This is a genomic window from Methylobacterium sp. E-045, from assembly GCF_022829685.1.
Lineage (GTDB): Bacteria > Pseudomonadota > Alphaproteobacteria > Rhizobiales > Beijerinckiaceae > Methylobacterium.
The window spans coordinates 1-24,340 of sequence record NZ_JAKSYE010000110.1; the positions used below are offsets into that span (position 1 = coordinate 1).

Sequence of the window (24,340 nt, forward strand, 5' to 3'; positions counted from 1 at the left end):
CGGATCACCCATAGCCGGATGCACCGACGGATGGGTAGCCGTCAGTACCAGCATCGTCGGATGTGGGGGAACTAACTCAAGGCCGGATCCTCGTCGTCCCCTGTCGTCAGATTGGGGGCGACGGTGTCTTGATACTCCAGAAGGTTATCCGCTCAATCATCTACGCCCTCGCCTTCCTCCTGGCCCTTGCCACTGCCTCTGCGGCCGAGCCGAACACCGGCCGGGCCTCGGTGGTCGATGGCGATACCCTCGACATCGGCGGCACCCTCATCCGCCTTCATGGCATTGATGCACCGGAGAGCGGTCAGCTTTGCCAGGATAGAGCAGGGAAGGACTTCTGCTGCGGACAGGCTGCTGCCCTCGCGTTGGCCAACCGAATCGGCTCCACGCCCGTCTCTTGCGATCCCAGGAATACCGACAAATACGGGCGCACCGTCGCGGTCTGCCGGAAAGGCGCGGATGACCTGAACGGCTGGCTTGTCGCGCAGGGGCATGCCATCGCCTACCGCCGGTACTCGGAGGACTATGTCCCGGCCGAGGACACCGCGAAGGCAGGGAAGCTCGGGATATGGGCCGGCTCCTTCACGGCGCCGGGCGACTGGCGCAAGGGCGAGCGAGCCATGACCATGGGGTTCGCGGCGCCGGGCGGCCCGGATAGTCCCATACCCTCACCAATGCCTCCGCAGCCGGCCCTCAAGGCCGGCAGCTGCGCGATCAAGGGCAACATCAGCCGGAAGGGCGAGAAGGTCTTCCACGTCCCCGGATCGCGCGACTATGACCGGACCCGGATCAGCGAGAAGGTCGGCTAGCGCATGTTTTGCTCAGAGGATGAGGCGAGGGCGACCGGATGGCGGGCGCCTCGGCGCTAGGAATCTTTCCGTTCTTGACGCCGGCGACCTCCACGCCGAGGTCGAGGCGCTGCGGCGGGAGTTGGCAGAGATGTGGGGCAATCAGGAAACGTTGCGGAAGTAGTCATCACTGCTCACGGTCAAGTCTCCTGCGGAATGGAGCATGGTCATTCGTGCTTACTACGTTGTGTTCAATCCGCCACTGGCCAGCGCTACGTGCGTAAATTAAGAAACCTCCCGTCCTCATGCAAGAACAGCATTGGAGGCGCGCGAGGAGGGAGCGGGCATGGCATCGGTTTCTTTTACATATAATGGAGATTACGATCCTCAAAATACGGTTTCACTACGGCAAAATGCATTTACAATCGTCTATATCGGCATCAATAGTCCATATGTAATATATGATTCGGGTTCCACGTTTGCTTTTAACAATTATTCAGATAGATCACAAGGTGGATTCCATTTCTCCGACAGTAACCGCACAACTGAATTTGGAGACTTTAAAAAATTAAACGCACAAGAATACTCATTAAATTTTGATTTCTCTGATAATATTGAAGTAGTAAATTTCACTGGCGGTAACTTCGGCGACATCCTCCGCGGCGGCGCTGGCAACGACATCCTGACCGGCGGCGGTGGCAACGATCTGCTGGAAGGCGGCGTTGGGGGTGACTCATTCGATGGCGGGTCAGGCACCGATACAGTTAGCTACGAACACTCCTCAGCTGGCGTGACAGTGTCATTCATTCCGTTTCTTTCAAATGCGGGAGACGCTCAGGGTGACACGTTCGCTGACATCGAGAAGTTCCGTGGAAGCGAGTTGAATGACACATTCTTCGGCGCTAACAGCACGTACGTTTTCGAAGGCGGTGGCGGTGCTGATGCTATCCTTAGCTTGAATGGAACTGATGTCGCCAGTTATGAGCATTCACCAACTAGCGTTACCGTAAATCTGTTCACGGGCAACAATACAGGCGGCGACGCCGAAGGCGATACGCTTACAAGCATTCAATACGTGCAAGGCAGTGCTTTTGCCGACTCGTTGACCGGCAATGATAGCGACAACATTCTGCGCGGCGGTGGCGGTGCGGATACTCTCGATGGCGGCCTCGGCGACGACCGGCTGGTGATCACGGAGACACCTACTGACATCGATGGCGGCGCGGGCACCGATACCCTCTTCGTCCTGGGCGGTCGCACCGTCGCTCTGACCGATACGAACTTTGCCGGCATCGAGACGGTTTACGTCCGCGACGACACGACCCTCGACATGTCAGGGGTGAGCACGGGCCAGGTGATCATCTCGCAGAGCATCGCATCCACGAACACCACCTCGCATGGTTCCGACATCACCGGCACGACCGGAGACGATACGATCACCGCCGGCAGAGGCGAGGATACGATCCATGGTGCTGGCGGCAGTGACGCCATCCGGGGCGGAAGCGGCTTCGCCACCATCTATGGCGATGCCGACAACGATACCCTGATCGCCGGAAATGGCGGCGCCTTCCTCTCGGGTGGATCGGGCGAGGATACGCTCAGAGGCGGCAGTGGCGCTCAGAACAGCCTCTTCGGCGGATCGGGCAACGATCGCATCGTGGCCGGCTCTGGCGGCGCCACCATCGAGGGTGGGGCCGGAACGGATAAACTCTTCGCCGGCGTCGGCTCGGACACCTTCACGTTCGCCGGCAACTACGGCCGGGATGAGATCCTGCGGTTCGATCTGAACAACGACTCCTTGGACGTGAGCAATTTTGCCAACGGAATCGGGGACGTCCATTTCGCCTCGGTCCACGACGGTCGCGACACCCTGATCACCTTTGCCGGAGACACCGACGCCTCACACAAAATCATCGTTCACAACATCGCGGCAGCGACCCTTGAGGATCAGGGGCACTTCATCTTCTAGGTCGGGTCGCGAGGCGGGGTGAAATGGAACCCGGGGTCACATTTACGTAGTTCTACCCGCTTCATGGACGGACCGCCTTCAAACCCGCCCGGCTTCGGCCGCGGCGGGATTTTCGCTGGGCCCCGTCGCGTGGTGCTTCTAACTCTCGCCGACGTCCTCACCCGCCGCGGCTTCGACCGCAGCAATGGCGTTCTCCAGCTCAGCGATGCGCTTAAGCACGCTGTCCGCCGGCATGGTGTTGTGCTCAGCCGCTGCTAGGATGAGATCGCGCTGGCGGTTCTTCAAACGCTCAAGGAGTGCATCGAGGTCAGGCATGAGGTGGGCTAGCTCCTTGTGCTGAGGCCTTTTCGTAGGTAACGTTTAATAACAATTTTTTTTCTTACTACTCTCGGAATCTGTTGAGGCCAAAACCAAACTCGCTTTATAGGGCTCTCATCGATCTCTGGAGAAAAGCGATATGACCGATCAAACTCCCGATCTTCAGCCCAACTACGTCGAACTCACGGCTGACCTCGTCGCCGCCTACGTCTCCAACAACTCGGTTCCGGTAAGCGCATTGCCCGAACTGCTGAGCAACGTGCACGCCGCCGTCAGCGGTCTCGCGACAGGCGGAACCACCGCAGCGGCTAAGGACAAGGTCGAGAAGGCAACGCCGGCTGAGATCAAGAAGTCGATCACGCCGGACCACCTCATCAGCTTCGAGGACGGCAAGCCCTACAAGACGCTGCGCCGGCACCTTACGCTCCGTGGGCTGAGCCCCGAGACCTACCGGGCGAAGTACGGCCTATCCCCCGACTACCCGATGACCTCTGCGAGCTACTCAGCGCAGCGCTCGGAGCTTGCTCGGTCCCTCGGCCTTGGACAGCAGCGGAATAAGAAGGCGGGTCGGCCTCGCAAGGCTGCTACGGCCTGAAAGACGCGCGTGGACGGCCCCTAGGCCGTCTTGAGCCCGACCAGCGGAGAGAACAGAGCGGGTGCCGCTGGACTGCGTCAGCAAGAGGAGCTCGCCGAAAAGCCAACGGCCACAGAAGCCAGGACGGGGTGCGCGTACATCCGGCGTCACCCTATCCCAGCATCGTGGCCGTCTCCGATCAGGCGACGTAGGTCGCAATCGGTGTGATCCTCATATGGGGATTACATGGTTAACGATCAATGAGGAGACCTGATCTGCTACTCCGCAGCCTCGGCCTTCGCATCGTCCTCATCGAGGATGCCCTCCAGATCGCCCGTGAGAGCCTCAAGCTGCTCCGCGCTCGCCACGATCTTGAACCTGGTGCCGTCCTCGGCTTCGACGGCAATCTCAACGTGATCGCCAACCTTCGCTGCAAGAGCCTGCTTTAGGGTGTAGGTCGTGGCCTTGTCGTCCGCTGCCATGGGGGTCTCCTTGTTCGGCAGCAGCCAACGCATCGGCGCCGAACAAGGGTCATCGCTGTGGTGCGGCGTATCAGCCCCGCCGCCCCGATCTGATTACGGGCCGGCAGGGTATCGACGCGATCCGACCTTACCCGGCGCCGTAACCACCCTTCTCGTTGGTTGGGTGGTTGCTTGGGGAATGGTCGTCATATCCCCCTGTCGAAGGCCCCTTGTCCTCAGAAGGCTCTACTGAGCGTGGCCCCGTTGGACTGGCGTCGGCGAGTTCGGCCGGCTCCTTGGCCTTTCCCCCGGGGTGAGCAGGTAGTGGCGTTCTGGTTTCGCTGGGTGCGACATCATCTCGTGAGGTCAAAGCAATCCTCCATAGGTGAGCGGCTGGAAGGGCTCAGGATGTCGACCACTCCCGCTTGACCTCCTCCGCAGGGCGGTCGAGGCGAACTGTGTTGCCCTCGACAGACTGGACAAAATCTACCGGGATGAAGTGGTGAAGCCCTTCGGCCGCCGGGTCCTTCTTCGTCAGTTTGATCTCGCCCTTATCGACGTGATCGACGGTGCCCACATGGGCACCGTCCGATCCGACCACGTCCGCGTGTTCCTTGATCTGAGAAACGTCGACCATCGGTTTCACTCCCTGTTTCGATCTCAACGGAAGCAGGGGCGAGGTGTTCCTGTGTTGACCATGGCTTGGAACTAGCCGGATCGGAGCCCCGAAGCATGATCCGATGCACATGGACATCGGGGGCGGGCAAGGCCATATTGATCAAAGGATTGGGGCTATCCCGGTCGGCAGAGGGGTTTCGGGTTCGCCCGGGCCCCTTTGTTTTGGCGATTATATCGTTGACACATACGGACTGAAGGTCTAGCTTCTGTTCCAAGGAGTTAGCCTGATGTCCGCCCTTTCCGCCAAGTTCTTCCACGATGAGGCCGCCGCTTTCGAGAAGCTGGAAAGCCTCCTTTGGTCGGAAGGCCCCGTGTGTCCCCACTGTGGCGGCATGGGTCGAATCACTGCTGTAAAGGGCGGTCGGATGGGTCTGCGGCGTTGCGGCGACTGCAAGAAGCAATTCACCGTCACCGTCGGCACCGTGTTCGAGTCCAGCCACGTGAAGCTACATCTGTGGCTCCAGGCTGCTCACCTCCTCTGCTCCTCCAAGAAGGGCATGAGCAGCCACCAGATCCACCGCATCCTCGGCGTCACCTACAAGACGGCGTGGTTCATGACCCACCGTCTGCGCGAGGCGATGCGCGAAGGCGCTTTCGTGCCCTTCGGCGGCGGTGGCGGCATTGTCGAGGTCGATGAGACCTTCATCGGCAACGACCGCACCGTGAAGCCCAAGGGCGAGAAGAAGGGCCGTGGCTACGCTCACAAGCATAAGGTGCTGAGCCTTGTCGACCGTGACACGGGCCAGAAGCGCTCCATAGTCGTCGATGACCTCAGCGCCAAGACCCTGCTCCCGATCCTCAAGGAGAACATCGCCAAGGAAGCCCGTGTGATGACCGACGAGGCCGGCCAGTACGGCAAGCTCTCCGCGACCTTCACCGGCGGCCACGGCTTCACCCGGCACGGCCAAGGCGAGTACGTCGACCTCGTGGACCGCACGATCCACACGAACACGATTGAGGGCGCGTTCTCCGTCTTCAAGCGCGGCATGAAGGGCGTCTACCAGCACTGCGGCAAGCAGCACCTTCATCGCTACCTCGCGGAGTTCGATTTCCGGTATAACAACCGGGTCCGGTTGGGCTGTGGCGACGTGGAGCGGGCTGAGCGGGCGCTTAAGGGTATCACCGGCAAGCGCTTGACATATCAGGGGTCTTGTGTCCGGTCGGCATGAAAGGGCGAGTCTGTCAAGACGTAAAAAATAATTTAATTGACTTTAACGCGAGCGCTTCCATATATCGTTGTGCGCGGGTCATCCCGCCTCGAAAATCCTAGTCCACCTAGGAGAACGGCTTGTCCGTAGCTTCGGTATTCGAAGCGTAGAGGCGTGGGGCCCGCGTTACTATTTTCTAGCGCGAAAGTTCCAGACTGAGAATCTTGCTACAGATCTGGGAGTATCTCTGTCGAACGATTGAGCTCCGCTCTTATCGAGTACTAATTGAGCGATAGTTCTCTTCGACTTTCTTGTAGTTTCCAATATATGTTTACCGTTTTTCGCAGCGCAAACTGCTCCCAAAATTACATCGTTAAGTTGAAGTATATCGCATTCTTTCGAGTCTGCTGACTCAATAAGTTTGAATGGGCTTCCAGTTATTCCGTGATCTTTCGCGCAAGCAAAATTTAGCATGTCCCTCATGTCATTGAGTGAAGTGCTGCTGTTCCTTTTGTCCAGACGTACATATAGTGTGCCATTTGACGCACAATTCCGCGCAAATCTATGATTTAATAATTGATAATACAACTTTGACAAACCAACATCGCTGTCTCCATTGTTGTATTTTCTATGCTGCCAGGCATGATTGTCAAATATGACACAATGAAACTGACAGTGATTGATATTATTCATGGCGAAAAAGTAATCTACTAGACTGATATATTCAGCTTCTTTTTGATCTGTAATTTTTGTCCATTTAAGTTCTTTAGTCATATTAGTTTTAGCGCGAAAGGCGCCTATGTTCGCTCGAATGATATCGATCGTACTGCGGTGCACGCAAAGACCACCAACGACCGTGTAGCGGTCGTTTGAGATGCCGGCTTCATCGCAGAAGAAGGCATAGTCCTGTTGCGGATTTTGCGTTGGCATCGGAGTCGATAGTATGTTGCTGAACGGCTTGGCGAGCAAGCGTCTTCTAAGACGAAGCCATTCGAGGCACACAATCGCTAAGCGATGAAGGTCAAACGCAATGGCGATCGCCGACACACCCACCAAGCCCAAGCCGCCCTCCAAGCAGCGCGAGTTCCCGCCAGGCGCCGATGCCGTAGCGGAACGTGGAACGGATCGCGTGGAGCAAATCCCGACACCCAAGCCCTCCAAGATCGATGCCGAGAAGCTGACGTCGGACGTCGAGCGCGCACAGGCTGTCGTAGCTGAAGCGCAGGCGGCAGTGGCATCGGCCAAGCTCGTCACACGCACGGCTCAGAACCGCGCCGACAAGGCAGCTACGGATGTGGTGGAGGCCCAAGCGAAGCTGGCTAAAGCCACCAGCAAGCTTGGGGCAGAGAAGCTGACGCCGGAGGAGCAGAGGCGCCGCTTCATAGAAGCCGCACGGGAGGCTGGGGCCAGCGAGAACGAGGCTGACTTTGATGCGAACCTGCGGCAGATCGTGAGGCCGAAGACTCCGGCTGCGTCCAAGTAGGCGCTACCGGAGTAGCCAAACTCCGAGATAGGACAGTGCGGCCGAGTAAATTGGCTTTCCGTTCTCGTCTGACACTAGGACTGTGACAGCGTGTTGTTCGCCGTCTTTCGATACCTCATCCAATGACATAGCAGGCAAAAGCTTCTTAGCCTCAAGCACGGCGGCCTGTAGATCGGCGCACTCAATGCTCTGCTCATCTTGCTCCAAGCGACCGTCGTTGACGTCGAAGAAGTATCGCGGCACAGCTACCCCCTAGCTCCGGCTTCCAGGGAAATTCATTCACCGAAGGATTGGTTGCCGTCCGATCCGGGGCGAATATCTGCAAGAAACGTAAGTGCGAACTGTATAATCGCCCTTGGAAGGGTATCCGCCAGACGCACCTCCCGCTGGACGACGCGGATGATCTCGTAGACCTACTCAATGCCATGGAGCGGGCCGGTCCAGGCTCATCCGTCACCTGGGCGGACGGCTCACATTAGCGGCCTTATGGAGCAAATGCACCAAGGGGGCGCGCCGCCCATTGTGTACAATCATATATAAAGGCTAAGATTGTGCATCATCGGCCTCTACCCTTGGCTCCGGTGACTGAGAGAGTCGTGCGCTCCCGCTTCCACTAGGAGAGCGATGCGATGCCCGATCCACCTCGATCCCGCATGGATGCCCTAAGCGAGTCGCGGCCGCCTGCTTATCGTGCTGTTCTGCTCGCGAAGAGCGGAGCCGTTATCGGTATGGTTCGCCTCTCGGTCCAAGATGACGAACAGGCGATAGTGCGTGCAAAGGCGATGGTAGACGGCCACGCCGTCGAGTTGTGGGACGGCGTGCGATTCATCGAGTTGTTCCCGCCGGTTGAGTGACGTTTATCGAATCAACCACGTCCCAGTGTAAGCCAGCGCACCAAGATAGACCGCTTGGCCGTCTGCGTCGCTGATCAGCACGGTAATGGCTTGGCGCTCCCCGTCCTTTGGTACCTCATCCGCGGCAATGGCTGGCAGGAGCTTCTTGGCCTCAGTCACGGCGGCATGAAGATCGACGCACAAGGTGCCCACGTCGTCGCGCTCGTTGCGTCCATCATTGATGTCGAAAAAGTAGCGATTCATAGGGGGCTCCACGCTTCGAAGGCGGGAGCACACAGTGTCTCTCAAGCGCGGAGGGCCGATGGTAGGGCCGCGATCCAACCACTTTAGAGCATTGGCCCGAAAATGATATTTCTAAATTGGGAAGGGCAATGCCGCCTCAACTACGGATTGGTTCCGCAACGCCCGTATGTGCGAACGGTATAATTCCCTTTGTTTTAGGGGAAGGTCTTCCACCCCGAGTGGTTTTCCATCTTAGGCATTAGTGCTTCGAAGGCTCTGTTTGGCTGCGTCGGACGGAGCCTTTTCAGTCCACACGGGCGTGCAACCAAATCCGCAAGTTGTAGCCCAGCTGCGTTGGCATCCTTGCGAGCAAATATCGGCTCAAAACGCGCATAAGAAAAATCAGGAGCGCGATAACCCCACCGGGCTTGATTTGCGACAATTCGACGAAATTCTAGCTCCAGTTCGGCGTCTTCGTTCTTTCCACGGCTTTCGAACACTACATGTACGAGTCGATCTGCCTGTCCTCCATGCTGTCGAATGCAACCAAGCAACTGTTCCATACAAAAGCGAAGTGCAATCTCGTAGGGACTCCATGGCTCAACGTATTTTGCCTTTAACCGCTCCTTATCGATTACTGCTACGCAAAGACGAAAAGGCGCCCCCCGTAATCAGGTCGGTAAGATCTCCTAGGAATGCCTCGTTCGTAGAAGGGTCAGCCAGCATGGCAAAGGGGCCAACTCTTTTCCGGATCTCTCGTTCGTGAAACACAACCTGATCGTGGCCCCAATAAGCAAATTTGAGCCGTTGCAGGGCTGGCGTAACTACATCCACATACTCGTCGCGGGTCATGATGACGAAGGCCAGCGCGAAGATTGGGTACCCGATATCAATGGATGCTAGACCATGATCCCCGCTCTCGTCGGCATAAACAACGAGATCTGAGAGAGTGGATGGATCAATGCGGGTGCGGCTCACAGGCCAAGCCTAGCAGTCATTGGCGCTTAGCCTCAACGACTTAAATGTCTCGCTCTCGAAAATGGGGCCTTTTAGGGCACGCAAGTCTGAGCGCGTTTCCCTACGGGCCACCCCATTCCCATTAAAAAATGCGGTCCCTTTTATAGAGCGCCCAACGCCGGGTCGGCTGACTTCCGCTCGCGGAACCTGATGCCGGCCCCTCCCCCGTTCTCGGGGATGAACTCGATACCGGCGGTCTCGAAGGCGCGCTGAACGTCAGAAAGCGTCCGGTCGTATGGAGTGCGCTTGCCACTCTCGAAATCGGCCAAAGTCTTTTTTGATACGCTTGATGCTTCGGCAAGCTGGTCCTGCGTCCAATCCAGCAAGGCTCGCGCGGCGCGACATTGGTCCCGCGTCATCACCATTTTTGAGCAACCTTGCTATTTTAGAGTTGACTTCTAGCTGGTGAGGTTATACCAAAAGAGCAAGGTTGCTTCAAGCGAGCTTTGCAAATGTCCCTCCACTCCCGCACCATCTCTTGGTCCATGGTCCTCCGCGAGATCCGCGAGAGTGGCCCGACCAAGGACGAGTTCGCCGCTGCTATCCAGGCCGAGAACGACGCCAAGCGCGAAGCCGACCGCGCCAGGATGGCTGCGAAGCACGGCCTCGTCACCGGCTCCACCTTCAACGTCCCGACCATCATGGCCTGCGCCATCGTTGAGGCCCGCAAGCACCGCCAGAACGACCCGGCCATGACCTGGGGCGCAGCTCTCTCCCGCGCTCTCCGCTTCTTCTGGGCCTGCGCCATCGCCGCTCGCCGCCTCGTCGTTCCGGCTGTCGCCCCCGTGGCTCCTATGCCTGCCGCCCTCCGCGCTGGCGTCCTGCCCCGCGCTTGGGAGCTGTTCCGCGCTTCGTACAACTATCCCCGCGTCCCCTTCCTCTCGATCGGCCGCGACTGCTTCACCTGGGCGCTCAAGCGGGCATGGGCCGAGGCACGCGAAACCCTTCGCCTTGCCGGTCTCGGTATCGAGGCTTTGAAGGCAGCTGACGCCATCGAGCCTCGCGTGCGGGTCGGTCTCTCGACCTCCTACAGCGAGCGCGCCGACGAGGTTGCTGCCCGTCACAACGCGGCTCGGCTCCGCACCGCCGCCATGGCCTACGCCTCGGCCGCGAACTGAGGCCGGGCCGATGATCTTTCCCCCTTTCACCCGCCGCACGCTGCTCGCCAGCGCCGCTCTCCTCGGTCCTCTGCTTCGCTCTGGCGCGCCCGCCGGGCCTGTCGATCCGATCCTATCCGCCATCCGTCGCGCTGCTGATGCTGACCAGGCGCATATTCTCGCGGGCCTCGCATCCATGTCGCATCTCGGACCCGATGGTCGCCTGACTGCTGAGTGGCGGGCCTATCGCTCGTCGCTCGCTCTGGACCGCTGGGAGGCTCGCCGCGCTCTCCACGCCCTCACTCCGGCCAGCCTGGAAGGGGCTCACGCCCTGGTCGCCTGCCACGCCGAGCGGGGCCTTCGTCCTGGCACCCGTGGCGCTCGTCGCACGGCTCGCCGGTATCTCCGCGAGATGTTCGGCCGACCCGGCGCGGTGCTTCCCATGCCCCAGCCCTCCTAACCCCGGCATCCCTGCCGGCGGGTAAGCCGGCGCCTCCTCCTCGATCCCTTCCGCAACGTGCCCCTTGGAGCCCGACCGATGAACTATGCCCAGATCCCGGATTTCTCCCTGCCCCTGGTCCCGACCACCATTGTCGAGCGTGTGCCCTTCCACGCTGACCCAGTGCTGGCCGCCATCGACGCCCACGACGAGGCTTGGTCCGTCTGGCAGGCCGCTCCGGAGGCTCGGGTGGCCGCAGCCCTGGCTGAGATGAGCGCCGCTCTCGACCGCCTGCTGGTGACGCCCTGCACGACCCGGTTCGGCTCTCTCACCCTCCTTCGGCATCTGCGCTGGCACATTCAGCACGACGGCATCACGGACGCCGCGGTCCTCGCCCGTGCCGGCGACCTCGCCCGCGCGCTGCATCTCGATTTCCTGCCGGTGACGCCGCCCCGCGAGCCGGTCGCCCCGATCCTCCGCGCCCTCATGTCCGGCGCCGAGGTAGCTGCCGCCCTGGTCATCGTCTTCGGCGGAATGGCCCTCGTCGGCCTCGCCACGCTGGCCTGATCTGCCTTTCTGACCGCCTGCCCACAAGCCTGCAACGACACAAGCCCTCAAGAGGTCAAGCCATGCGTAACCCCCTTGCCCGCCTCGTCCATCGCGACCCTGCCAAACCGTCCCTGCGCGAGCGCCTGACCGCCCTCAAGGCCACGGCCTCCCATGCCATCCGTCGCAAGCCGGTGGATGCCGCCCCGACTGCGCCGGTCGCTTCAGCAACTGCCGACCCCATTCTAGCGGCCATCTCCGAGACGGGGCGGCTTGTTTGGGCGCGCACCCGCGCTTCCAACCTGCCGCTGCCGGCCGGGACAATTGATCCGACCCCCGAACAGAACGCGGCAACCGATGCCTTCTTCGCTCACGTTGATGGTGTGCTGCTGAAGACGGTTCCGACCACGGCGGAAGGCTGCGTTGCCCTGGCGCGTTTCGCCGTCGAGTTCAGGGCCGACCAGGGGTTCAACATCGACGAGGATCACGCCAACGCTCAACACGTTCGCATCCTCGACCTGATTGCGCGTAGCCCGATGCTGGGAAGCGTTCCAACGGGGAAGCCCTTGGCGCCCGACTTCTCAGGCATGTCTTTGAACGCTCTGATCCGCACTTACGATGCGTTCAAGCTGGCGACTGATGTGGCGGGCCTGACCACATGGACGCTGGGCGCGCAAGAGGACGCAGGCGGAAGCCTGCTCCTTGAGAACGAGGCCGATCGCCTGTCCCATTTCCAAGATTACATCGCCGCTGAGTTAGCCCGGCGAGGCCTGTCCGAAGAGAGAGGCACGGCGGGGCGTCAATCCATCGTCCTGATCGACCGGGCCATTTCCTGTGGCGAGTTCGAAGAAGCCGCACTCTTCGCCTCTGAAGCAGATAGCCGGCGCCTCTGACGCTGCCGCCCTCGCGCGGCGGTGATCCCTGCCGCGCACGTCCTGCAATCCTGAAACCTAGGAGCGCCGCCGTGCCCTCTCTCAAGCTATCCAACCCGTTCCGCCGCGCCGATGGGCGCCCGTCCCTGAAGGATCGTGCTGCGAGCCTGAAGGCGTCCGCTGCGCGTGTGATCCGTCGCCAGCCCGCCGACCCGGTGTTCTCTGCCATCGAACGCTATCACGCAGCGCGGGAGGTCGGGGACGCATTCAGCAAGCGGTTTGAAGTCGAGGGGGCGGAAGCTCTCGGTGGCTGGGATGTCGCAAGTGAGGAAGATCTCCGCCTCGCCCACATATGGTCCGACCTCGCCACCGAAGTTCTGGAAACCGCACCGACCACCGAAGCGGGGCGCCTCGCTCTCGCGGCTTTCATTGAGACGTGGGTGGACGGACACGGCAACCTGGACGGCTCGCCGCAGGACGGTTCCGACACCGTTTTTGCCGAGGTCTACCCCGCGCTGCTCAAGGCGCTCCGAGCTTCTGTCCCCGTGCGAGATTGAGCCGATGAGCAACGTCCACACCCTCCGGCCGAAGCGCCCCGCCGTGGGGCACCCTTTTCACCCCTCCCCTGCAATGATCCGGGCTGAGATCGAGGCCGCAGCCCTCGCGGCGATGGATGCGGCCGACCGGCTGATTGCCATTCTCGACGGCATGGATGGCGATGAGAACCTTGAGGACGGCGGCGACGCTGAACCGTGCCTCGGCGCTCCCGAACAGCATCACGGCAGCCAGGTCGTCTGGCTCCGTGGCTCCGACTCCGACCGCAAACTCTCCCAGCAGGACGTCACCCGATGAAACTCCGTCTCACTCAGCGCGCCGCCGTGTCCCTCGGCTATTCCGACATGGCGCGCTTCCTCGGCCGCGCTCGCCGCTGGCGCTGCAGCCTCCTGAAGCGTGCCGGCCACGAGGTCGGCCGCGGCAACGTCATCACCGCCGCGGTCCTCGTCGCCGTCTACGTAGTAGCTCTATAGAATCAACATGCCCACTAGCCCACAATCCTTCACGCCAAACTGCCAACAAGCTTGCATGCAGGACTGATGGCCTGCATGCGCGCCCTCTTGCCTCCGGCTCTCGGGCGGGAGCGGCCTGTTGGTTCGCTTCCTCTGCGAGGCCATCCCCGATATGGGGAGAGCAACCATATCGAAACCCTGCCATGCCTACTTGTGGGCAGGCCGGCGGGCCTTCATGCAGGGAAGCAGGCGTGCGGACTATCGCGGTCATCAGTCAGAAGGGTGGGGCGGGGAAAACGACCCTTGCCGTTCACCTTGCCGTCGCCGCCACTCTAGCCGGTTACCGAACCGCCTTGGTGGACCTGGACCCCCAGGCCACCGCCCGGAAGTGGGGCGACAAGCGACAGGCCCCCGATCCGGAGGTGATTGGTGACCATGCCGAACGCCTGCCACAGCTCGTCGAGGCGGCGAAGTCGAACGGTGCGGGCCTCCTCGTCATTGACACCGCGCCGAATGCCGACCGCGCATCACTCGCTGCCGCTCGCGTGGCCGATCTCATCCTCATTCCATGCAGGCCAGCCGCCTTCGACCTCGAGGCCATCGAGGCGACACGGGACCTCGCAGCGATCGCGCGCAAACCCGCATGGGTGGTCCTGTCAGCCGCGCCGAGTCGGAGCGCCATCGTCGAGGAGGCACGGCGCGGTCTGGAAGCGGATGGAACACGCGTCGTCCCGCAGGTGCTTCACCATCGCGTTGCCTATTCGTATGCCGTGATCGATGGACGGTCGGCCAGCGAGTACGAGCCGGACGGGAAAGCTGCTGAGGAAGTGGCTGCGCTCTTCACGTGGGCCTGTGGGCAGGTGGGCTTGAGCGCAGGCCGGCCAGAGGACAGGAAGGCAAAGGGCAAGAGATGACGAAGCGACCCAGCCTGTTCGGCGACAAGTCCACGGCGCCGGCCGAACGGCCTGCCGAGGCGCGGGCGGAACCAGCGCCGGCCCCTGCGTCCCGCGAGGCAGTCACGACGCAGCGATACCCGAAAGCCAGCACGCGCGAGGGCAAGCGGGTCGTGACCGCTTACCTCGACCCCGAGGCGTTCCGGCAGTTGAAGCGCATCGCCGCCGACGAGGACGCCCAACAGCAGGATCTCCTCCTTGAGGGTATCAACCTCGTGTTCGAGAAGCGCGGCCTCTCTCGGATCGCGTGAGGGGCGGGGCCATGCGCTTCGCGATGCCGAACCACCCCTTCGACTTCGAGATTCCCGACGCCTGGGTCGAAGGGATAGATCTGACACGGGCTCGTGCCGCAGGCGGCGCATACCGGGCCCGGGGCGAGGCGACGATCGTCGCCCTCCATGTCATCGAGCCTCCCCGGCGGAACCCATGGGTCCCGCTCGACTGGCGGGGCTTCTCCCGGGGTCGCTTCATCACGGTTCTGACGCGCATGCTGGCCGATCAGGAAATCGACCCGGTCCCGGCATTCGCCCTGCCTCGCCCGGAGCACCCGCCGTTCCCCTACGACTACCGCCTCGCCGACGGCTACCACCGCTTCTTCGCCTCGGTCGCGGCGGGCTTCACGCATCTGCCCTGCGACGTCTTGAGACCGGTCGACTGAAACCCGCCCGCAAAACTGCCCGCCTGCCCACAGGCTGGCATGTAGCCATGCGGGATTCACATCAAGCCGGCACGCCCGTAACTTTCGATAAGGGTTATTCTCGAAAGTTATAGTCTTAGGCCGATCCTATGAAAGCAATCGTTCTGATAGACGGCACCAAAGGGGAGCGGCTTCCGATCAAGCCGGCGTTCGGCTCGGCGTGCAACGGTTGCGGCTGGTGCTGCGCATCAGAGGCGTGCGGGGTGGCTCGCGAGCACATTCCCGACCAGCCGGCCGGGGGGCCGTGCCAGGCGCTCGAACACGACGCGGGCCGGTTCGTCTGCGGGATGATCCGCCGGCCGAGCCACTACATGCGCCTTCCGAACGATTGGGCTGACGGGGTGCTCGGCGACATGATCGCGAACGCCCTCGGCGCGGGGAGGGGATGCGATGCCGACGATCCCGAAGCGACGGGGGCGGTGTCGTGACCAGACGCGGGCTCGTAAGTCGCCAAGCTGGCGACACACGGGGGGCTCTCGACGCAAGCGCCAACTTGGCGCCCGCGTTGCCTCATGGTGGCGAGGTCGTCGTTCACTCGCCGCACGGCGGGGCAAGTCGCCAAGTTGGCGACATGGGCGCGGTGCCCGCAGCAACTAACAACTTGTCGGCGGCTGATCCTGCAGGGTTCCTGCCCGCCGAACTCGCGTCCATTGTCCAAGCCTACCAACGCGCGAGCAAGGCCGGCTCGACGGTGCGGGCCTACACGACGGATGCCCGCGTGTTTCAGGCGTGGTGCGCCGGGTACGGGTTCCGGTCACTGCCGGCCACGGCGCAGGCGGTGGCGGCGTTTCTGAGCCACGAGGCCGAGGCGGGCCACGCCACTTCGACCATCGGCCGACGCCTCGCCGCGATCCGGTATGCTCACAAGCTCGCGGGCGCGGCCGATCCGACTGAGGACGAGGCGGTCCACGCCGTGATGAAGGGTATCCGCCGGCGGGCCGGCATGGTGGCGACGCCCAAAGCCGCGGCGACGGTCGATGTTCTCACGGCGATGCTGATGCACGTTCCGCCGGGGCTCGCGGGCAAGCGGGACAAGGCATTGCTGGCGCTGGGCTTCGCTGGCGCGTTCCGGCGCTCCGAGCTCGTCGCCCTCGATGTCGCGGATCTCCGCGAGGATGCCGAGGGCCTGCGGGTGCTGGTTCGGCGCTCGAAGACCGACCAGGAGGGCAAGGGCGTCGAGAAGGCGATCCCGCATGGGCGGTTCATCCGGCCGGTTGCCCTGGTGCGCGACTGGCTCGACGCTGCCGGGATCACGGAAGGGCCTGTGTTCCGTCCGGTGTCACGGTCGGGGAGGGTGCGAGGTCTCGCCAGCTTGGCGACTCCTCCGCGCCTCACGACGCAGGCCGTCGCTGACATCATCAAGCGGTACGCCCTCGCGGCCGGGCTCGATGCCTCGACCTTCGGGGCTCATAGCCTCCGCGCCGGCTACATCACGACTGCGGCCGAGCGGGGCGCGGATCTGGCTCGCATCATGGATCAGTCGGGTCATCGCGATCCACGGACTGTGCTCGGCTACATTCGGCGGGCTAATGCGTTCAAGGATCACTCGGGGAGCGGGTTTCTTTAGCGCTCGAGGAATTGTACGAAATCACTGATCGCTGGATGTAGGTTGCAAAGTACCAGGGCGCTAGCCATTAGTACCCTCCTACACACCTCAAAGTTGGATCAGTTTTCAATGATCTACGAAGATCTTTGGGTAAGCGATGCCCAGTGGCAGACAATATCAAAGCATTTTCCAGCATCATCACTCAAGCAGACCGACGTACGAAGCGTTATGTCAGGCATATTATATGTGTTACTGAACAAATATGCGTGGAAAGATTGCCCCAAAAGGTATGGTAGGTCGGGAACAATAAGCCAAGCGTTCCGCAACTGGCGGCACCGTCCTTTTTGGACTGAGATGCTCTTAGCACTAGCGGAAGAGGGATGGATTGAAGAGGCGCATGCCCTTGATCCACTGGCAATGACATTGTCTCGACCTGCTCGACACGGAAAAAAGATTGACGAACGCTGGCGCCGAACAAATCGCAGAAGGCTATCCGAGAGAACAATATGTGTATTAGATAAATAAAAAGGGCCGCCAAACGAATGGCAGCCCTCTCAAATGTACCTAAAGGTACTTACCACTTGTACGCAAGGCTTGCCAGTACGCGGCGTGCATCACCGTAGAAACACTCGTTTCCTGAGATACATGATGTGACGTAACGACGATCCGCGATGTTCGTTACATTGACTGCGGCGCGCCACTTATCCCATGAGTAATGCACCTGAGCATCGAAGAGAACATACTCTGGCACTGTCAAAGTGTTGGCGACGTCTGCGAAAGAGCGTCCAATGTAACGAACACCGCCACCGAAGCCAAAGCCACGCCAATCTCCGGTTAGTATCGTGTAATCGGCGAACACCGAGGCCAGAACTTCAGGGATGCGGGTCGGCGTAAGGCCGACTTGATCAGCGTTTCCCTTTATAGTCTGAAGGTCGTAAGCAGTGAAGGCACCGACGAGGTTCAGTCCCTCTGCGAGGTTGGCAACAGCCTGAACCTCAACACCGCGGGAGCGAACTTCGCCCAGGGGAGCGCTGAAGAATGTTCCAGGAACCGGCTGCAACACGTTCTGGCGCACGAGGTCGAAGGCTGCAGCGGTCAGGAAGAAGCCGTAGCCGATCGGCTCGAACTTGATGCCAGCCTCAACCTGTTCGCCGTACTCGGGAACATAGCTACGGCCGCTAGCATCTGAACCGATCTGCGGTTGGAACGAGGTCGAGTAGCTGACATAGGGTGCGAGCCCGTCGATGAAGTTATAAATCACGGCGGCACGGCCGCTGAAGGCTTCGTCGCTGCGCTGGCTACTGTTCCCCGGGCTGAGCCGATCGCGCACCACGTTATCGGCGAAGTCCTGCCGGCCGCCGAGTACCAGGGTTAGGCGATCAGTGAGCTTGATCTGGTCCTGGGCATAGATACCAATCTGTTGGAAGGTGTCGGCGTTGACGAGGTAAGGTGACGGTCGGCCAACAATTTGGCCGTAGATTGGGTTGGTGATGCTCAGGCCGGGCACCGCATAGCCGGCGGCAAAATTTGTGCCCTGGTTGTCGTGCAGATCATAACGCTTGTAGTCCACCCCGAGCAGCAAATCGTGAGCGAAGTAGCCATCGAAGAACCGCGCTTCTGCTTGGTTGTCGACCTGAAAAATTCCAACCTTTGAACTGGTCAAAAACTGGTAGCGGGAGAGCGTTGTTTGAGTGGCGGGATCGGCATAGCCCAACTGATTGAGATACGAATTCTGAAATGCATCGCTGAACGAGTAGCGGAGGTTCTGCCGGATCGTCCAAGTCTGGTCGATCGCATGCTCGAATTCGTAACCAGCGAAGACTTGCTCGCGCTGGAAGGTGTTGATCGCAGGGTCGCCAACGTTCAGCGACCGCGGGATCCGGAGGCCATTCACATTAGGCCGTACTGTGCCGTAGTAGGGCAGAAAGTTCGCTGTAACCGCAGTCGAGTCCCGCTGGTAGCTCGTCAGAAACGTGAGTGACGTGCCACCGTTTGGCCGGTAGGTCAGAGCAGGCGCGATATAGACGCGATCATCCGGGGCGCCGTCCACCTGGGTGCCACCCTGCTTACCGAAGCCGGTAAGGCGGTAGAACCAGTGACCAGAATCATCAGCCGGCCCTCCGAAGTCGAAGGCACCATAGACCTGCCCAAATGAGCCGCCACCAACTTCGACGTAGCCGAAGGGCTGTGTGGTCGGACGCTTGGTAATCTGGTTGATGATGCCGCCGGGGTTGCCTGCCCCGAACAGCACCGCAGCCGGTCCCCGTAGCACCTCAATCCGCTCGAGGCCAAAAGTTTCGACCTTGAAGGTACCGAAGCCGTAGTTCAGCACCTGGAGGCCATCGCGGTAAATGCCGTAATCGCTAGCGATGAATCCGCGTAAGCTAAAGTAGTCGACACGAGTGTCTGCCCCGAAGGTTCCCGAATAAACGCCTGCCGTATACTGGGTCGCCTGGGTCAAGGTCTGCGCCTTCTGCGCATCGATCTGCTCGCGGCCAACGACTGTGATGGACTGAGGCGTTTCAATCAGCGGAGTGTTGGTCTTCGTGGCGGTCGCCGAGCGGGTTGCTACGTAGCCAGTAACCGGGCCCGTCGGGCTCTCGACCGCCCGTGCAACCGCACTTCCCCCAACACCTGCGCCCCCAGGCCGCCCCGTTCCCTCAACGCTGAGCTCTTGAAGCTGAACACTCGCCTGGGCTGAGGAGCTTGCGGCGCCACGAGGCGATGTAGCCGCTTCCTGAGCCGCAGCGCTCACGATGAGAGTGACGAGAGACACGCCTGTCAGCGCAATCCTCGAGACAGCACTGCGCAAACGCCGGGAATCCTTAGAGTGAGCAATCTGCATGTCGGTGCCTTGAATATGCATGCCAACAGAGGCCACCGACACGGTGAGCCGTAGTTTATAATAATGCTAAACTACTGTTTTCGCTGGCTTTCTTGCTCTTCCGCTATCGCTCCGGGGCTTCGTATACAAGATGGCCAACTCACTGGATCCGTCAGTGTGACCGTTCGGCAACGAGCATCTAGAAGGCCCAAACTGCTTGCAATCGCCTCTGTAGCGATGGCCTTTTGCAGCCATGCCCATCCGGCGCGAGCATCGCTTTTTCTACCCCATCGACTGGCCTCAGCTCTCGGCAGTGATACGCTTCCGTAGGGCAGGGGGGCGCTGTGAAGGCTGCCAACGTCCGCATGGCCGGACGGTCTATCACCTCGGTGACGGACGCTGGTGGGACGCTGAGGCGGGAACTTGGCGGGACGGGGCAGGGCGGATCGTCTGCCTGGCCGTAGGGGCCGACGACGTGCTCGGGACAGTCCGCACGACGCGGGTAGTCCTGGCGGCCGCCCATCGCGACCACGACACCGCGAACAACGCCGGATCGAACCTCGCGGCCTTCTGTCAGCGCTGTCACATGATCCACGACCGGCCAGAGCATCAGCGAAGGCGCTGGCGGACCCTGTTCCGCAGGAAGGCCATGGGCGACCTGTTCCGGGGGCCGTATGGGTGAGCGACGGTAGGATGGAACGGCACGGCCGGGGAGGTCTTCACCTCGCGCCACCTCGAGCGGGCGGGACCGGAGATAGCCGAACATGAGTTCAGCAGTCGTGGCAACACCAGAGCCGACACCCTTCTGGTCGGCGCTGTTCACCGATCGACGGATCGCACCAGCGCTCGGCCTTGGGTTTACGTCGGGCATTCCTTTCCTTCTCGTATACGCGACACAGTCAGCTTGGCTTTCCGACATCGGGATCTCGATCGCGACCATAGGCCTGCTGAGCGAGCTGACCCTTGCCTACAAATTCAAATTTCTATGGGCACCGTTCCTCGACCGGTACGATCCGCCCTTACTCGGGCGCTTCCTTGGCCGACGGCGAGGCTGGATCGTTGCAGCGCAGCTCGGGGTCGTCGCCTCCGTTGCTGGCATTGCCTTCGGAGATCCAGCGCATTTTCTCGCATGGACGATCGTTTTTTCGCTTGCCTTGGGGTTCGCCGGGGCAACACTCGACCTTGTTATCGATGGCTGGCGCATCACCAGCGTGCGGCCTCCGGAAAAGCAGGCCGTGCTCTCATCCTGGACGGAGATCGGCTGGCGCCTCGGAAACCTCGCCGCGGGAGCAGGTGCCTTATTCCTGGCCGACAAGATCGGTTGGCGCGGCGCCTACCTCTGCATGGGCGCGCTGATGCTCGTAGGCATGATTGCAGCCGTACTCGCGCCTGAACCGCCATCAGATAAGGTACCTCATCTCGCTCGGTCAGGCTTTGTCGAAACGATCTGGGCGCCCATCCGCGAGCTGCTGACACGGCTCGGCCCCACGGCGCCCGTCATCCTGTTGCTGGTCGCGGGCTTCCGAATGCCGGGCTACGTCGCGAGCGCAATGGCGGTACCGCTGTTCAAGCACCAGGGCTTTTCCAACACCGACATCGCCACTGTCACCAAGCTCTTCGGCTTCTGGATCGGGCTTGGCGGCACGTTCCTAGCCGGCGCCCTCATTCCCCGTATCGGGATGCTACCGAGCCTACTGATCGGCACGGTAGCGGGCTCGGCCGCGCATCTGAGCCTCGCCTACCTCGCCGCGCACGGAGGCGATGGCGGAACGGCCTTCTGGACCTTCGCGGTCACAGTCGGCATCGACGGCTTCGCCTACGCCTTCGCGTCGGTGGTACTCATCACCTACATGTCGACGCTGGCGTCGGCCGATCACGCGGCCAGCCAGTTCGGGCTCCTGACATCCCTGTGCGCCTTTCCAGGTAGCGTGCTGGCAGGCTTCTCGGGCTTCGTTATCGAGCGGACAGGGTTCACTTGGTTCTTCATTGGCACGTCGCTGATCGGCGTACCGGTTGCGCTGCTCGCGTTCTACGTCTGGGCCAAGGTGGGTATCTCCGACGAAGCCCCGCCACGGCCCGCTCCGACGCATTGAAAAGCGAAGCGAAACATTTCGCCCGGAGTGCGCCCAACGTATCGGCTCATAGGTGGGAACAACAAAAATTGCGGCTGCTGCATGCAGGGTTGGCATACCACCGTGGCTTTTCGGCTCTTGCGTTGTGCGATGCAGCGTCCGACAACAGTGGAGTTAGACCGCGATGGCGTCGCGGTCCTGCAGCCCTTCTTGGGCGTTTCCTCCCTAGACTTCGGGCCGCTCCCTTATTGGGGCGGCCTTTTTTCTGTCCAGGGATGGGCTTCTAGCGTGCAGCCTATCTGTAAACAAGCACGATTGTGCGCCACTCAGTTCGTAGAAGAACTTTTCCGCGTGTTTGTCACCCGCGGTACGAGCTGGACGATGCCCAGCGAGCCGAGCTGCCCGTCTGATCCAGCTTCAATCAGATCTGTCCTGGCTGGCAGCCGTAGGGTGGCACGGAGCGCGGGAAACGCTCCTTGATGCGCTCGCAGCCCCAAGTCCGCAGCGACTCTGGCAGGCGACGGTTCACCTCGATGCCGACCTCGTCGTAGGGCGTGGGGCCAGCCGTGACGTAGTGATACCAGCGCCAGCCGAGCGTACCGACGCCTGCAATCAGGATCGCGAAGGCCACTGTGTCAAACAGCGTTGAACATTGACCCTGGATCGGCGTCGAACTTTGACCCCCTGGATGGGTATGGCGGGACGCCCCTGATCAGCCCGGCGAAGCGGGTCGGGGTGGCGCAGCCGGGCTTATCAGGGGTCCAGCAGGCGCGACGTGCGTGCCGGCCTCAGGCGCGGTTCTTGAAGCGCCAGCTCTCGTTGCCGGTCTCGACGATCTCGCAATGGTGGGTGAGCCGGTCGAGCAGCGCCGTGGTCATCTTGGCGTCGCCAGCGAACACGCTTGGCCATTCCCCGAAGGCGAGGTTGGTGGTGACCACGATCGAGGTGGTCTCGTAGAGCTTGCTGATGAGGTGGAACAGGAGCTGGCCGCCCGACTGCGCGAACGGCAGGTAGCCGAGTTCGTCGAGCACCACGAGGTCGAGCCGGGCGAGATGGTCGGCGATGCGGCCCTGGCGGCCGGCGCGTGCCTCGGCTTCGAGCCGGTTGACGAGGTCGACGACGTTGTAGAACCGGCCCCGCGCCCCGTCTCGAATGCAGGCTCGCGCGATGGCGATGGCGAGGTGGGTCTTGCCGGTCCCGGTCCCGCCGACGAGTACGACGTTGCGCTGGTGAGCCAGGAACTCGCCGCCGGAGAGCGCGCGTACCAAACCCTCGTTGATCGGGGTGCCGTCGAAGGCGAACTCGGCGATGTCCTTGGCCAGGGGCAGCTTGGCGATCGTCATCTGGTAGCGGATCGAGCGTGCCTGCTTCTCAGAGATCTCGGCCTGGAGCAGGTCGCCGACGATCTGCTGCGGTTCGTGGGTGCGCTTGAGCGCGACCTTGATGATCTCGTCGTAGGCCGCCTTCATCCCGAAGAGCTTCAGCTCGCCCATGGTGGCGAGGATGTTCTGGCGTTCCATCATGGGGGGCTCCTCAGGCTGTCGTAGCGGGCGCAATCCGCGACCGGCTCGTGGCGCAGCCGCAGGCTCTCGGGGGTCAGGATGGTGACGGGCGGGGTCGGCTCGCGCTGCCGGGCGAGGATGTTGAGGACGACGTCGGCCGAGTGCACGCCTTCGCGTAGGGCCTCGGCACAGGCCGCCTCGACGGCCGGCAACCCGTCGGCGAGCACGGCGGTGAGGATCTCCACCATCTGACGGTCCCCTCCGGCACTGCCGGCGAGCTTGCGTCGGACCCGGTCAAGGGCGGGAGGCAGGACCCAGTCCTTGAACGGTGCACCGTTCCGGAGCGCGCCGGGCTTGCGGGCGAGCACGGGGACATAGTGCCAGGGATCGAACACGGTCTGATCCCGCCCGAAGGCGCGCTCGTGCTCGGCGACGACGCGCCCGTCTTGCCGGATCTCGACGCGCTCGGCGTAGGCCCGTACCTCGACCGGCCGACCGATGGCCGAGGCGGCGACCGAGTAGCGGTTGTTGTCGAAGCGCACGAGGCAGGTCGTGGACACCGAAGCGGTGACGGCGTGGAAGCCGTCGAAGCGGCCAGCATAGGGAACGAGGGCTGTCCGCTCGGCCTCGAACCGCTCCCAGACGGTGCGCTCGCGCTCCTCGGGATGGGGATGGGCCTTGGCGTAGGCGATCACCCCATCGAGCAGGAGCGCGTTCAGCTCCTCGTAGCTCTTCACCCGGACACGCGGGGTGAAGAAGCGCTCGCGCACCAGCCCGACCTGGTTCTCGACCTGCCCCTTCTCCCAGCCCGAAGCCGGCGTACAGGCGACCGGATCGACGAGGTAGTGCGAGCACATCTGCAGGAAGCGGCGATTGTAGGCGCGCTCGCGCCCGACGAAGATCGTCTCCACCGCGGTCTTCATGTTGTCGTAGATGCCGCGCTGGCAGGTGCCTTGGAAGAACGCGAACGCCCGGTCATGGGCGTCGAACACCATCTCCTGGCTCTCGGGCGGATAGTCCAGCACGAACAGGATGCGTGAGTGGGACAGGAGGATGTGGTCGTCCTTGACCGTGACGGTCTTGTCGGCGATCAGCACTACTTCGAGGCTCGTGAGTAGCTGGTAGGCTATGCCCGCGCAGAACGACAACGGCATGACCGACTGTGCCGGGACCAATGCGGGCTGCCACCATGAGGTCTTGGCTAGTTGCCCCTCGGGTCGCATGCCATGCTCGGTTCCCACCATCCGTAGTGCTCTCGATACCGGACACTGTG

33 protein-coding genes and 1 pseudogene are annotated in these 24,340 nt (G+C 61.7%); 21 read left to right on the forward strand and 13 right to left on the reverse strand.

Translation table 11 applies throughout. The features are described 5' to 3' along the window. Positions 1–128 precede the first annotated feature (128 nt). Entirely contained in the window at positions 129–809 is a 681-nt protein-coding gene (locus MKK51_RS20760) for a thermonuclease family protein (protein ID WP_243980420.1), read from the forward strand. A 325-nt stretch (positions 810–1,134) separates the two neighbouring features. Then, on the forward strand, positions 1,135–2,757 hold the full coding sequence (locus MKK51_RS20765; RefSeq protein WP_243980422.1) for a calcium-binding protein: 1,623 nt from the start codon (positions 1,135–1,137) through the stop codon (positions 2,755–2,757). 138 nt (positions 2,758–2,895) lie between these two features. On the opposite strand, the gene MKK51_RS20770 is transcribed toward MKK51_RS20765, so the two are convergent. After that, entirely contained in the window at positions 2,896–3,072 is a 177-nt protein-coding gene (locus tag MKK51_RS20770; protein WP_243980431.1) for a hypothetical protein, read from the reverse strand. 142 nt (positions 3,073–3,214) lie between these two features. On the opposite strand from MKK51_RS20770, the gene MKK51_RS20775 reads away from it, so the two are divergent. Then, positions 3,215–3,670: a MucR family transcriptional regulator gene (locus MKK51_RS20775; RefSeq protein WP_243980433.1), complete on the forward strand. Its 456-nt coding sequence runs from the start codon at positions 3,215–3,217 to the stop codon at positions 3,668–3,670. Between the two features lie 257 nt (positions 3,671–3,927). Here MKK51_RS20775 and MKK51_RS20780 read toward each other — a convergent pair whose 3' ends face one another. Both MKK51_RS20780 and MKK51_RS20785 read right to left on the reverse strand, forming a co-directional pair. Next, positions 3,928–4,131, reverse strand: a complete 204-nt coding sequence (locus tag MKK51_RS20780) for a hypothetical protein (RefSeq protein WP_243980447.1) — start codon at positions 4,129–4,131, stop codon at positions 3,928–3,930. Between the two features lie 382 nt (positions 4,132–4,513). Further along, positions 4,514–4,747, reverse strand: a complete 234-nt coding sequence (locus MKK51_RS20785; RefSeq protein WP_243980448.1) for a DUF2171 domain-containing protein — start codon at positions 4,745–4,747, stop codon at positions 4,514–4,516. 268 nt (positions 4,748–5,015) lie between these two features. Between MKK51_RS20785 and MKK51_RS20790 the strand changes: the two genes are divergently transcribed. Next, the gene (locus tag MKK51_RS20790) at positions 5,016–5,957 is read left to right on the forward strand and encodes an IS1595 family transposase (protein WP_243980450.1); all 942 of its coding nucleotides are present in this window, start codon (positions 5,016–5,018) and stop codon (positions 5,955–5,957) included. Between the two features lie 168 nt (positions 5,958–6,125). On the opposite strand, the gene MKK51_RS20795 is transcribed toward MKK51_RS20790, so the two are convergent. Continuing rightward, positions 6,126–6,905, reverse strand: a complete 780-nt coding sequence (locus MKK51_RS20795) for a DUF3800 domain-containing protein (RefSeq protein WP_243980451.1) — start codon at positions 6,903–6,905, stop codon at positions 6,126–6,128. A 61-nt stretch (positions 6,906–6,966) separates the two neighbouring features. On the opposite strand from MKK51_RS20795, the gene MKK51_RS20800 reads away from it, so the two are divergent. After that, positions 6,967–7,419: a hypothetical protein gene (locus tag MKK51_RS20800; RefSeq protein WP_243980461.1), complete on the forward strand. Its 453-nt coding sequence runs from the start codon at positions 6,967–6,969 to the stop codon at positions 7,417–7,419. A gap of 3 nt (positions 7,420–7,422) precedes the next feature. Here MKK51_RS20800 and MKK51_RS27615 read toward each other — a convergent pair whose 3' ends face one another. Beyond that, complete coding sequence (locus MKK51_RS27615) at positions 7,423–7,662, reverse strand: DUF6894 family protein (protein ID WP_409565737.1); 240 nt, start codon at positions 7,660–7,662, stop codon at positions 7,423–7,425. 386 nt (positions 7,663–8,048) lie between these two features. On the opposite strand from MKK51_RS27615, the gene MKK51_RS20805 reads away from it, so the two are divergent. Next, complete coding sequence (locus MKK51_RS20805; RefSeq protein WP_243980463.1) at positions 8,049–8,273, forward strand: hypothetical protein; 225 nt, start codon at positions 8,049–8,051, stop codon at positions 8,271–8,273. A 3-nt stretch (positions 8,274–8,276) separates the two neighbouring features. On the opposite strand, the gene MKK51_RS20810 is transcribed toward MKK51_RS20805, so the two are convergent. From MKK51_RS20810 to MKK51_RS20820, 4 genes are all read right to left on the reverse strand, one after another. After that, positions 8,277–8,516, reverse strand: coding sequence for a DUF6894 family protein (locus MKK51_RS20810; protein ID WP_243980465.1), 240 nt, complete (start codon positions 8,514–8,516; stop codon positions 8,277–8,279). Positions 8,517–8,710: 194 nt separating this feature from the next. Then, a complete protein-coding gene (locus tag MKK51_RS27620; RefSeq protein WP_409565738.1) occupies positions 8,711–9,058 on the reverse strand; it encodes a DUF3800 domain-containing protein in 348 nt (115 codons plus the stop codon). Between the two features lie 64 nt (positions 9,059–9,122). Continuing rightward, positions 9,123–9,473, reverse strand: coding sequence for a hypothetical protein (locus MKK51_RS20815; protein WP_243980467.1), 351 nt, complete (start codon positions 9,471–9,473; stop codon positions 9,123–9,125). 140 nt (positions 9,474–9,613) lie between these two features. Beyond that, a complete protein-coding gene (locus MKK51_RS20820; RefSeq protein WP_313898824.1) occupies positions 9,614–9,877 on the reverse strand; it encodes a helix-turn-helix transcriptional regulator in 264 nt (87 codons plus the stop codon). 87 nt (positions 9,878–9,964) lie between these two features. Here MKK51_RS20820 and MKK51_RS20825 point away from each other — a divergent pair, with 87 nt between their 5' ends. From MKK51_RS20825 to MKK51_RS27625, 13 genes are all read left to right on the forward strand, one after another. Beyond that, on the forward strand, positions 9,965–10,630 hold the full coding sequence (locus tag MKK51_RS20825; RefSeq protein ID WP_243980475.1) for a hypothetical protein: 666 nt from the start codon (positions 9,965–9,967) through the stop codon (positions 10,628–10,630). 10 nt (positions 10,631–10,640) lie between these two features. Continuing rightward, positions 10,641–11,069, forward strand: a complete 429-nt coding sequence (locus tag MKK51_RS20830; RefSeq protein ID WP_243980477.1) for a penicillin-binding protein — start codon at positions 10,641–10,643, stop codon at positions 11,067–11,069. 78 nt (positions 11,070–11,147) lie between these two features. Continuing rightward, positions 11,148–11,615, forward strand: coding sequence for a hypothetical protein (locus tag MKK51_RS20835; protein ID WP_243980478.1), 468 nt, complete (start codon positions 11,148–11,150; stop codon positions 11,613–11,615). A 62-nt stretch (positions 11,616–11,677) separates the two neighbouring features. Next, positions 11,678–12,487, forward strand: a complete 810-nt coding sequence (locus MKK51_RS20840; protein WP_243980480.1) for a hypothetical protein — start codon at positions 11,678–11,680, stop codon at positions 12,485–12,487. Positions 12,488–12,558: 71 nt separating this feature from the next. Further along, positions 12,559–13,023 (forward strand): hypothetical protein, encoded by a 465-nt coding sequence (locus MKK51_RS20845; RefSeq protein ID WP_243980482.1) that lies wholly within the window; start codon positions 12,559–12,561, stop codon positions 13,021–13,023. Between the two features lie 4 nt (positions 13,024–13,027). After that, on the forward strand, positions 13,028–13,318 hold the full coding sequence (locus tag MKK51_RS20850) for a hypothetical protein (protein WP_243980483.1): 291 nt from the start codon (positions 13,028–13,030) through the stop codon (positions 13,316–13,318). Beyond that, positions 13,315–13,494 (forward strand): hypothetical protein, encoded by a 180-nt coding sequence (locus tag MKK51_RS20855; protein WP_243980486.1) that lies wholly within the window; start codon positions 13,315–13,317, stop codon positions 13,492–13,494. The genes MKK51_RS20850 and MKK51_RS20855 overlap by 4 nt, the downstream gene beginning before the upstream one ends. Before the next feature lie 230 nt (positions 13,495–13,724). Beyond that, a complete protein-coding gene (locus tag MKK51_RS20860) occupies positions 13,725–14,387 on the forward strand; it encodes a ParA family protein (protein ID WP_243980488.1) in 663 nt (220 codons plus the stop codon). After that, complete coding sequence (locus tag MKK51_RS20865; protein ID WP_243980496.1) at positions 14,384–14,677, forward strand: ribbon-helix-helix domain-containing protein; 294 nt, start codon at positions 14,384–14,386, stop codon at positions 14,675–14,677. Before MKK51_RS20860 ends, MKK51_RS20865 begins: the two co-directional genes overlap by 4 nt. An 11-nt stretch (positions 14,678–14,688) precedes the next feature. Continuing rightward, entirely contained in the window at positions 14,689–15,084 is a 396-nt protein-coding gene (locus MKK51_RS20870) for a hypothetical protein (RefSeq protein ID WP_243980498.1), read from the forward strand. 242 nt (positions 15,085–15,326) lie between these two features. Next, a complete protein-coding gene (locus MKK51_RS20875; RefSeq protein WP_243980500.1) occupies positions 15,327–15,551 on the forward strand; it encodes a hypothetical protein in 225 nt (74 codons plus the stop codon). A gap of 143 nt (positions 15,552–15,694) precedes the next feature. Continuing rightward, positions 15,695–16,690 (forward strand): site-specific integrase, encoded by a 996-nt coding sequence (locus MKK51_RS20880; protein ID WP_409565739.1) that lies wholly within the window; start codon positions 15,695–15,697, stop codon positions 16,688–16,690. Between the two features lie 108 nt (positions 16,691–16,798). Beyond that, positions 16,799–17,194: a transposase gene (locus tag MKK51_RS27625; RefSeq protein ID WP_409565740.1), complete on the forward strand. Its 396-nt coding sequence runs from the start codon at positions 16,799–16,801 to the stop codon at positions 17,192–17,194. Between the two features lie 49 nt (positions 17,195–17,243). On the opposite strand, the gene MKK51_RS20885 is transcribed toward MKK51_RS27625, so the two are convergent. After that, a complete protein-coding gene (locus MKK51_RS20885) occupies positions 17,244–19,514 on the reverse strand; it encodes a TonB-dependent siderophore receptor (RefSeq protein WP_243980512.1) in 2,271 nt (756 codons plus the stop codon). Positions 19,515–19,746: 232 nt separating this feature from the next. Between MKK51_RS20885 and MKK51_RS20890 the strand changes: the two genes are divergently transcribed. Together MKK51_RS20890 and MKK51_RS20895 are read left to right on the forward strand one after the other, a co-directional pair. After that, a complete protein-coding gene (locus MKK51_RS20890) occupies positions 19,747–20,175 on the forward strand; it encodes a hypothetical protein (protein WP_243980504.1) in 429 nt (142 codons plus the stop codon). A gap of 82 nt (positions 20,176–20,257) precedes the next feature. Further along, complete coding sequence (locus MKK51_RS20895) at positions 20,258–21,586, forward strand: AmpG family muropeptide MFS transporter (RefSeq protein ID WP_243980506.1); 1,329 nt, start codon at positions 20,258–20,260, stop codon at positions 21,584–21,586. Positions 21,587–21,986: 400 nt separating this feature from the next. Here MKK51_RS20895 and MKK51_RS20900 read toward each other — a convergent pair whose 3' ends face one another. The 3 genes and pseudogenes from MKK51_RS20900 to istA form a co-directional block, all read right to left on the reverse strand. Continuing rightward, entirely contained in the window at positions 21,987–22,196 is a 210-nt protein-coding gene (locus MKK51_RS20900) for a hypothetical protein (protein WP_243980508.1), read from the reverse strand. A gap of 157 nt (positions 22,197–22,353) precedes the next feature. Continuing rightward, entirely contained in the window at positions 22,354–23,088 is a 735-nt protein-coding gene (gene istB / locus MKK51_RS20905) for an IS21-like element helper ATPase IstB (RefSeq protein WP_279601257.1), read from the reverse strand. 8 nt (positions 23,089–23,096) lie between these two features. Next, positions 23,097–24,340: pseudogene (istA, locus tag MKK51_RS20910) on the reverse strand (IS21 family transposase); the annotation flags it as partial.

Bases quoted from the DNA above. Each gene is read 5' to 3' on its own strand.
- MKK51_RS20765 (WP_243980422.1), top strand. From the start codon at position 1,135: ATGGCATCGGTTTCTTTTACATATAATGGAGATTACGATCCTCAAAAT.
- MKK51_RS20770 (WP_243980431.1), bottom strand. From the start codon at position 3,072: ATGCCTGACCTCGATGCACTCCTTGAGCGTTTGAAGAACCGCCAGCGC.
- MKK51_RS20775 (WP_243980433.1), top strand. From the start codon at position 3,215: ATGACCGATCAAACTCCCGATCTTCAGCCCAACTACGTCGAACTCACG.
- MKK51_RS20780 (WP_243980447.1), bottom strand. From the start codon at position 4,131: ATGGCAGCGGACGACAAGGCCACGACCTACACCCTAAAGCAGGCTCTT.
- MKK51_RS20785 (WP_243980448.1), bottom strand. From the start codon at position 4,747: ATGGTCGACGTTTCTCAGATCAAGGAACACGCGGACGTGGTCGGATCG.
- MKK51_RS20790 (WP_243980450.1), top strand. From the start codon at position 5,016: ATGTCCGCCCTTTCCGCCAAGTTCTTCCACGATGAGGCCGCCGCTTTC.
- MKK51_RS20800 (WP_243980461.1), top strand. From the start codon at position 6,967: ATGGCGATCGCCGACACACCCACCAAGCCCAAGCCGCCCTCCAAGCAG.
- MKK51_RS20805 (WP_243980463.1), top strand. From the start codon at position 8,049: ATGCCCGATCCACCTCGATCCCGCATGGATGCCCTAAGCGAGTCGCGG.
- MKK51_RS20810 (WP_243980465.1), bottom strand. From the start codon at position 8,516: ATGAATCGCTACTTTTTCGACATCAATGATGGACGCAACGAGCGCGAC.
- MKK51_RS27620 (WP_409565738.1), bottom strand. From the start codon at position 9,058: ATGGAACAGTTGCTTGGTTGCATTCGACAGCATGGAGGACAGGCAGAT.
- MKK51_RS20820 (WP_313898824.1), bottom strand. From the start codon at position 9,877: ATGGTGATGACGCGGGACCAATGTCGCGCCGCGCGAGCCTTGCTGGAT.
- MKK51_RS20825 (WP_243980475.1), top strand. From the start codon at position 9,965: ATGTCCCTCCACTCCCGCACCATCTCTTGGTCCATGGTCCTCCGCGAG.
- MKK51_RS20830 (WP_243980477.1), top strand. From the start codon at position 10,641: ATGATCTTTCCCCCTTTCACCCGCCGCACGCTGCTCGCCAGCGCCGCT.
- MKK51_RS20835 (WP_243980478.1), top strand. From the start codon at position 11,148: ATGAACTATGCCCAGATCCCGGATTTCTCCCTGCCCCTGGTCCCGACC.
- MKK51_RS20840 (WP_243980480.1), top strand. From the start codon at position 11,678: ATGCGTAACCCCCTTGCCCGCCTCGTCCATCGCGACCCTGCCAAACCG.
- MKK51_RS20850 (WP_243980483.1), top strand. From the start codon at position 13,028: ATGAGCAACGTCCACACCCTCCGGCCGAAGCGCCCCGCCGTGGGGCAC.
- MKK51_RS20855 (WP_243980486.1), top strand. From the start codon at position 13,315: ATGAAACTCCGTCTCACTCAGCGCGCCGCCGTGTCCCTCGGCTATTCC.
- MKK51_RS20865 (WP_243980496.1), top strand. From the start codon at position 14,384: ATGACGAAGCGACCCAGCCTGTTCGGCGACAAGTCCACGGCGCCGGCC.
- MKK51_RS20870 (WP_243980498.1), top strand. From the start codon at position 14,689: ATGCGCTTCGCGATGCCGAACCACCCCTTCGACTTCGAGATTCCCGAC.
- MKK51_RS20880 (WP_409565739.1), top strand. From the start codon at position 15,695: ATGGGCGCGGTGCCCGCAGCAACTAACAACTTGTCGGCGGCTGATCCT.
- MKK51_RS27625 (WP_409565740.1), top strand. From the start codon at position 16,799: ATGATCTACGAAGATCTTTGGGTAAGCGATGCCCAGTGGCAGACAATA.
- MKK51_RS20885 (WP_243980512.1), bottom strand. From the start codon at position 19,514: ATGCAGATTGCTCACTCTAAGGATTCCCGGCGTTTGCGCAGTGCTGTC.
- MKK51_RS20890 (WP_243980504.1), top strand. From the start codon at position 19,747: ATGCCCATCCGGCGCGAGCATCGCTTTTTCTACCCCATCGACTGGCCT.
- MKK51_RS20895 (WP_243980506.1), top strand. From the start codon at position 20,258: ATGAGTTCAGCAGTCGTGGCAACACCAGAGCCGACACCCTTCTGGTCG.
- istB (WP_279601257.1), bottom strand. From the start codon at position 23,088: ATGATGGAACGCCAGAACATCCTCGCCACCATGGGCGAGCTGAAGCTC.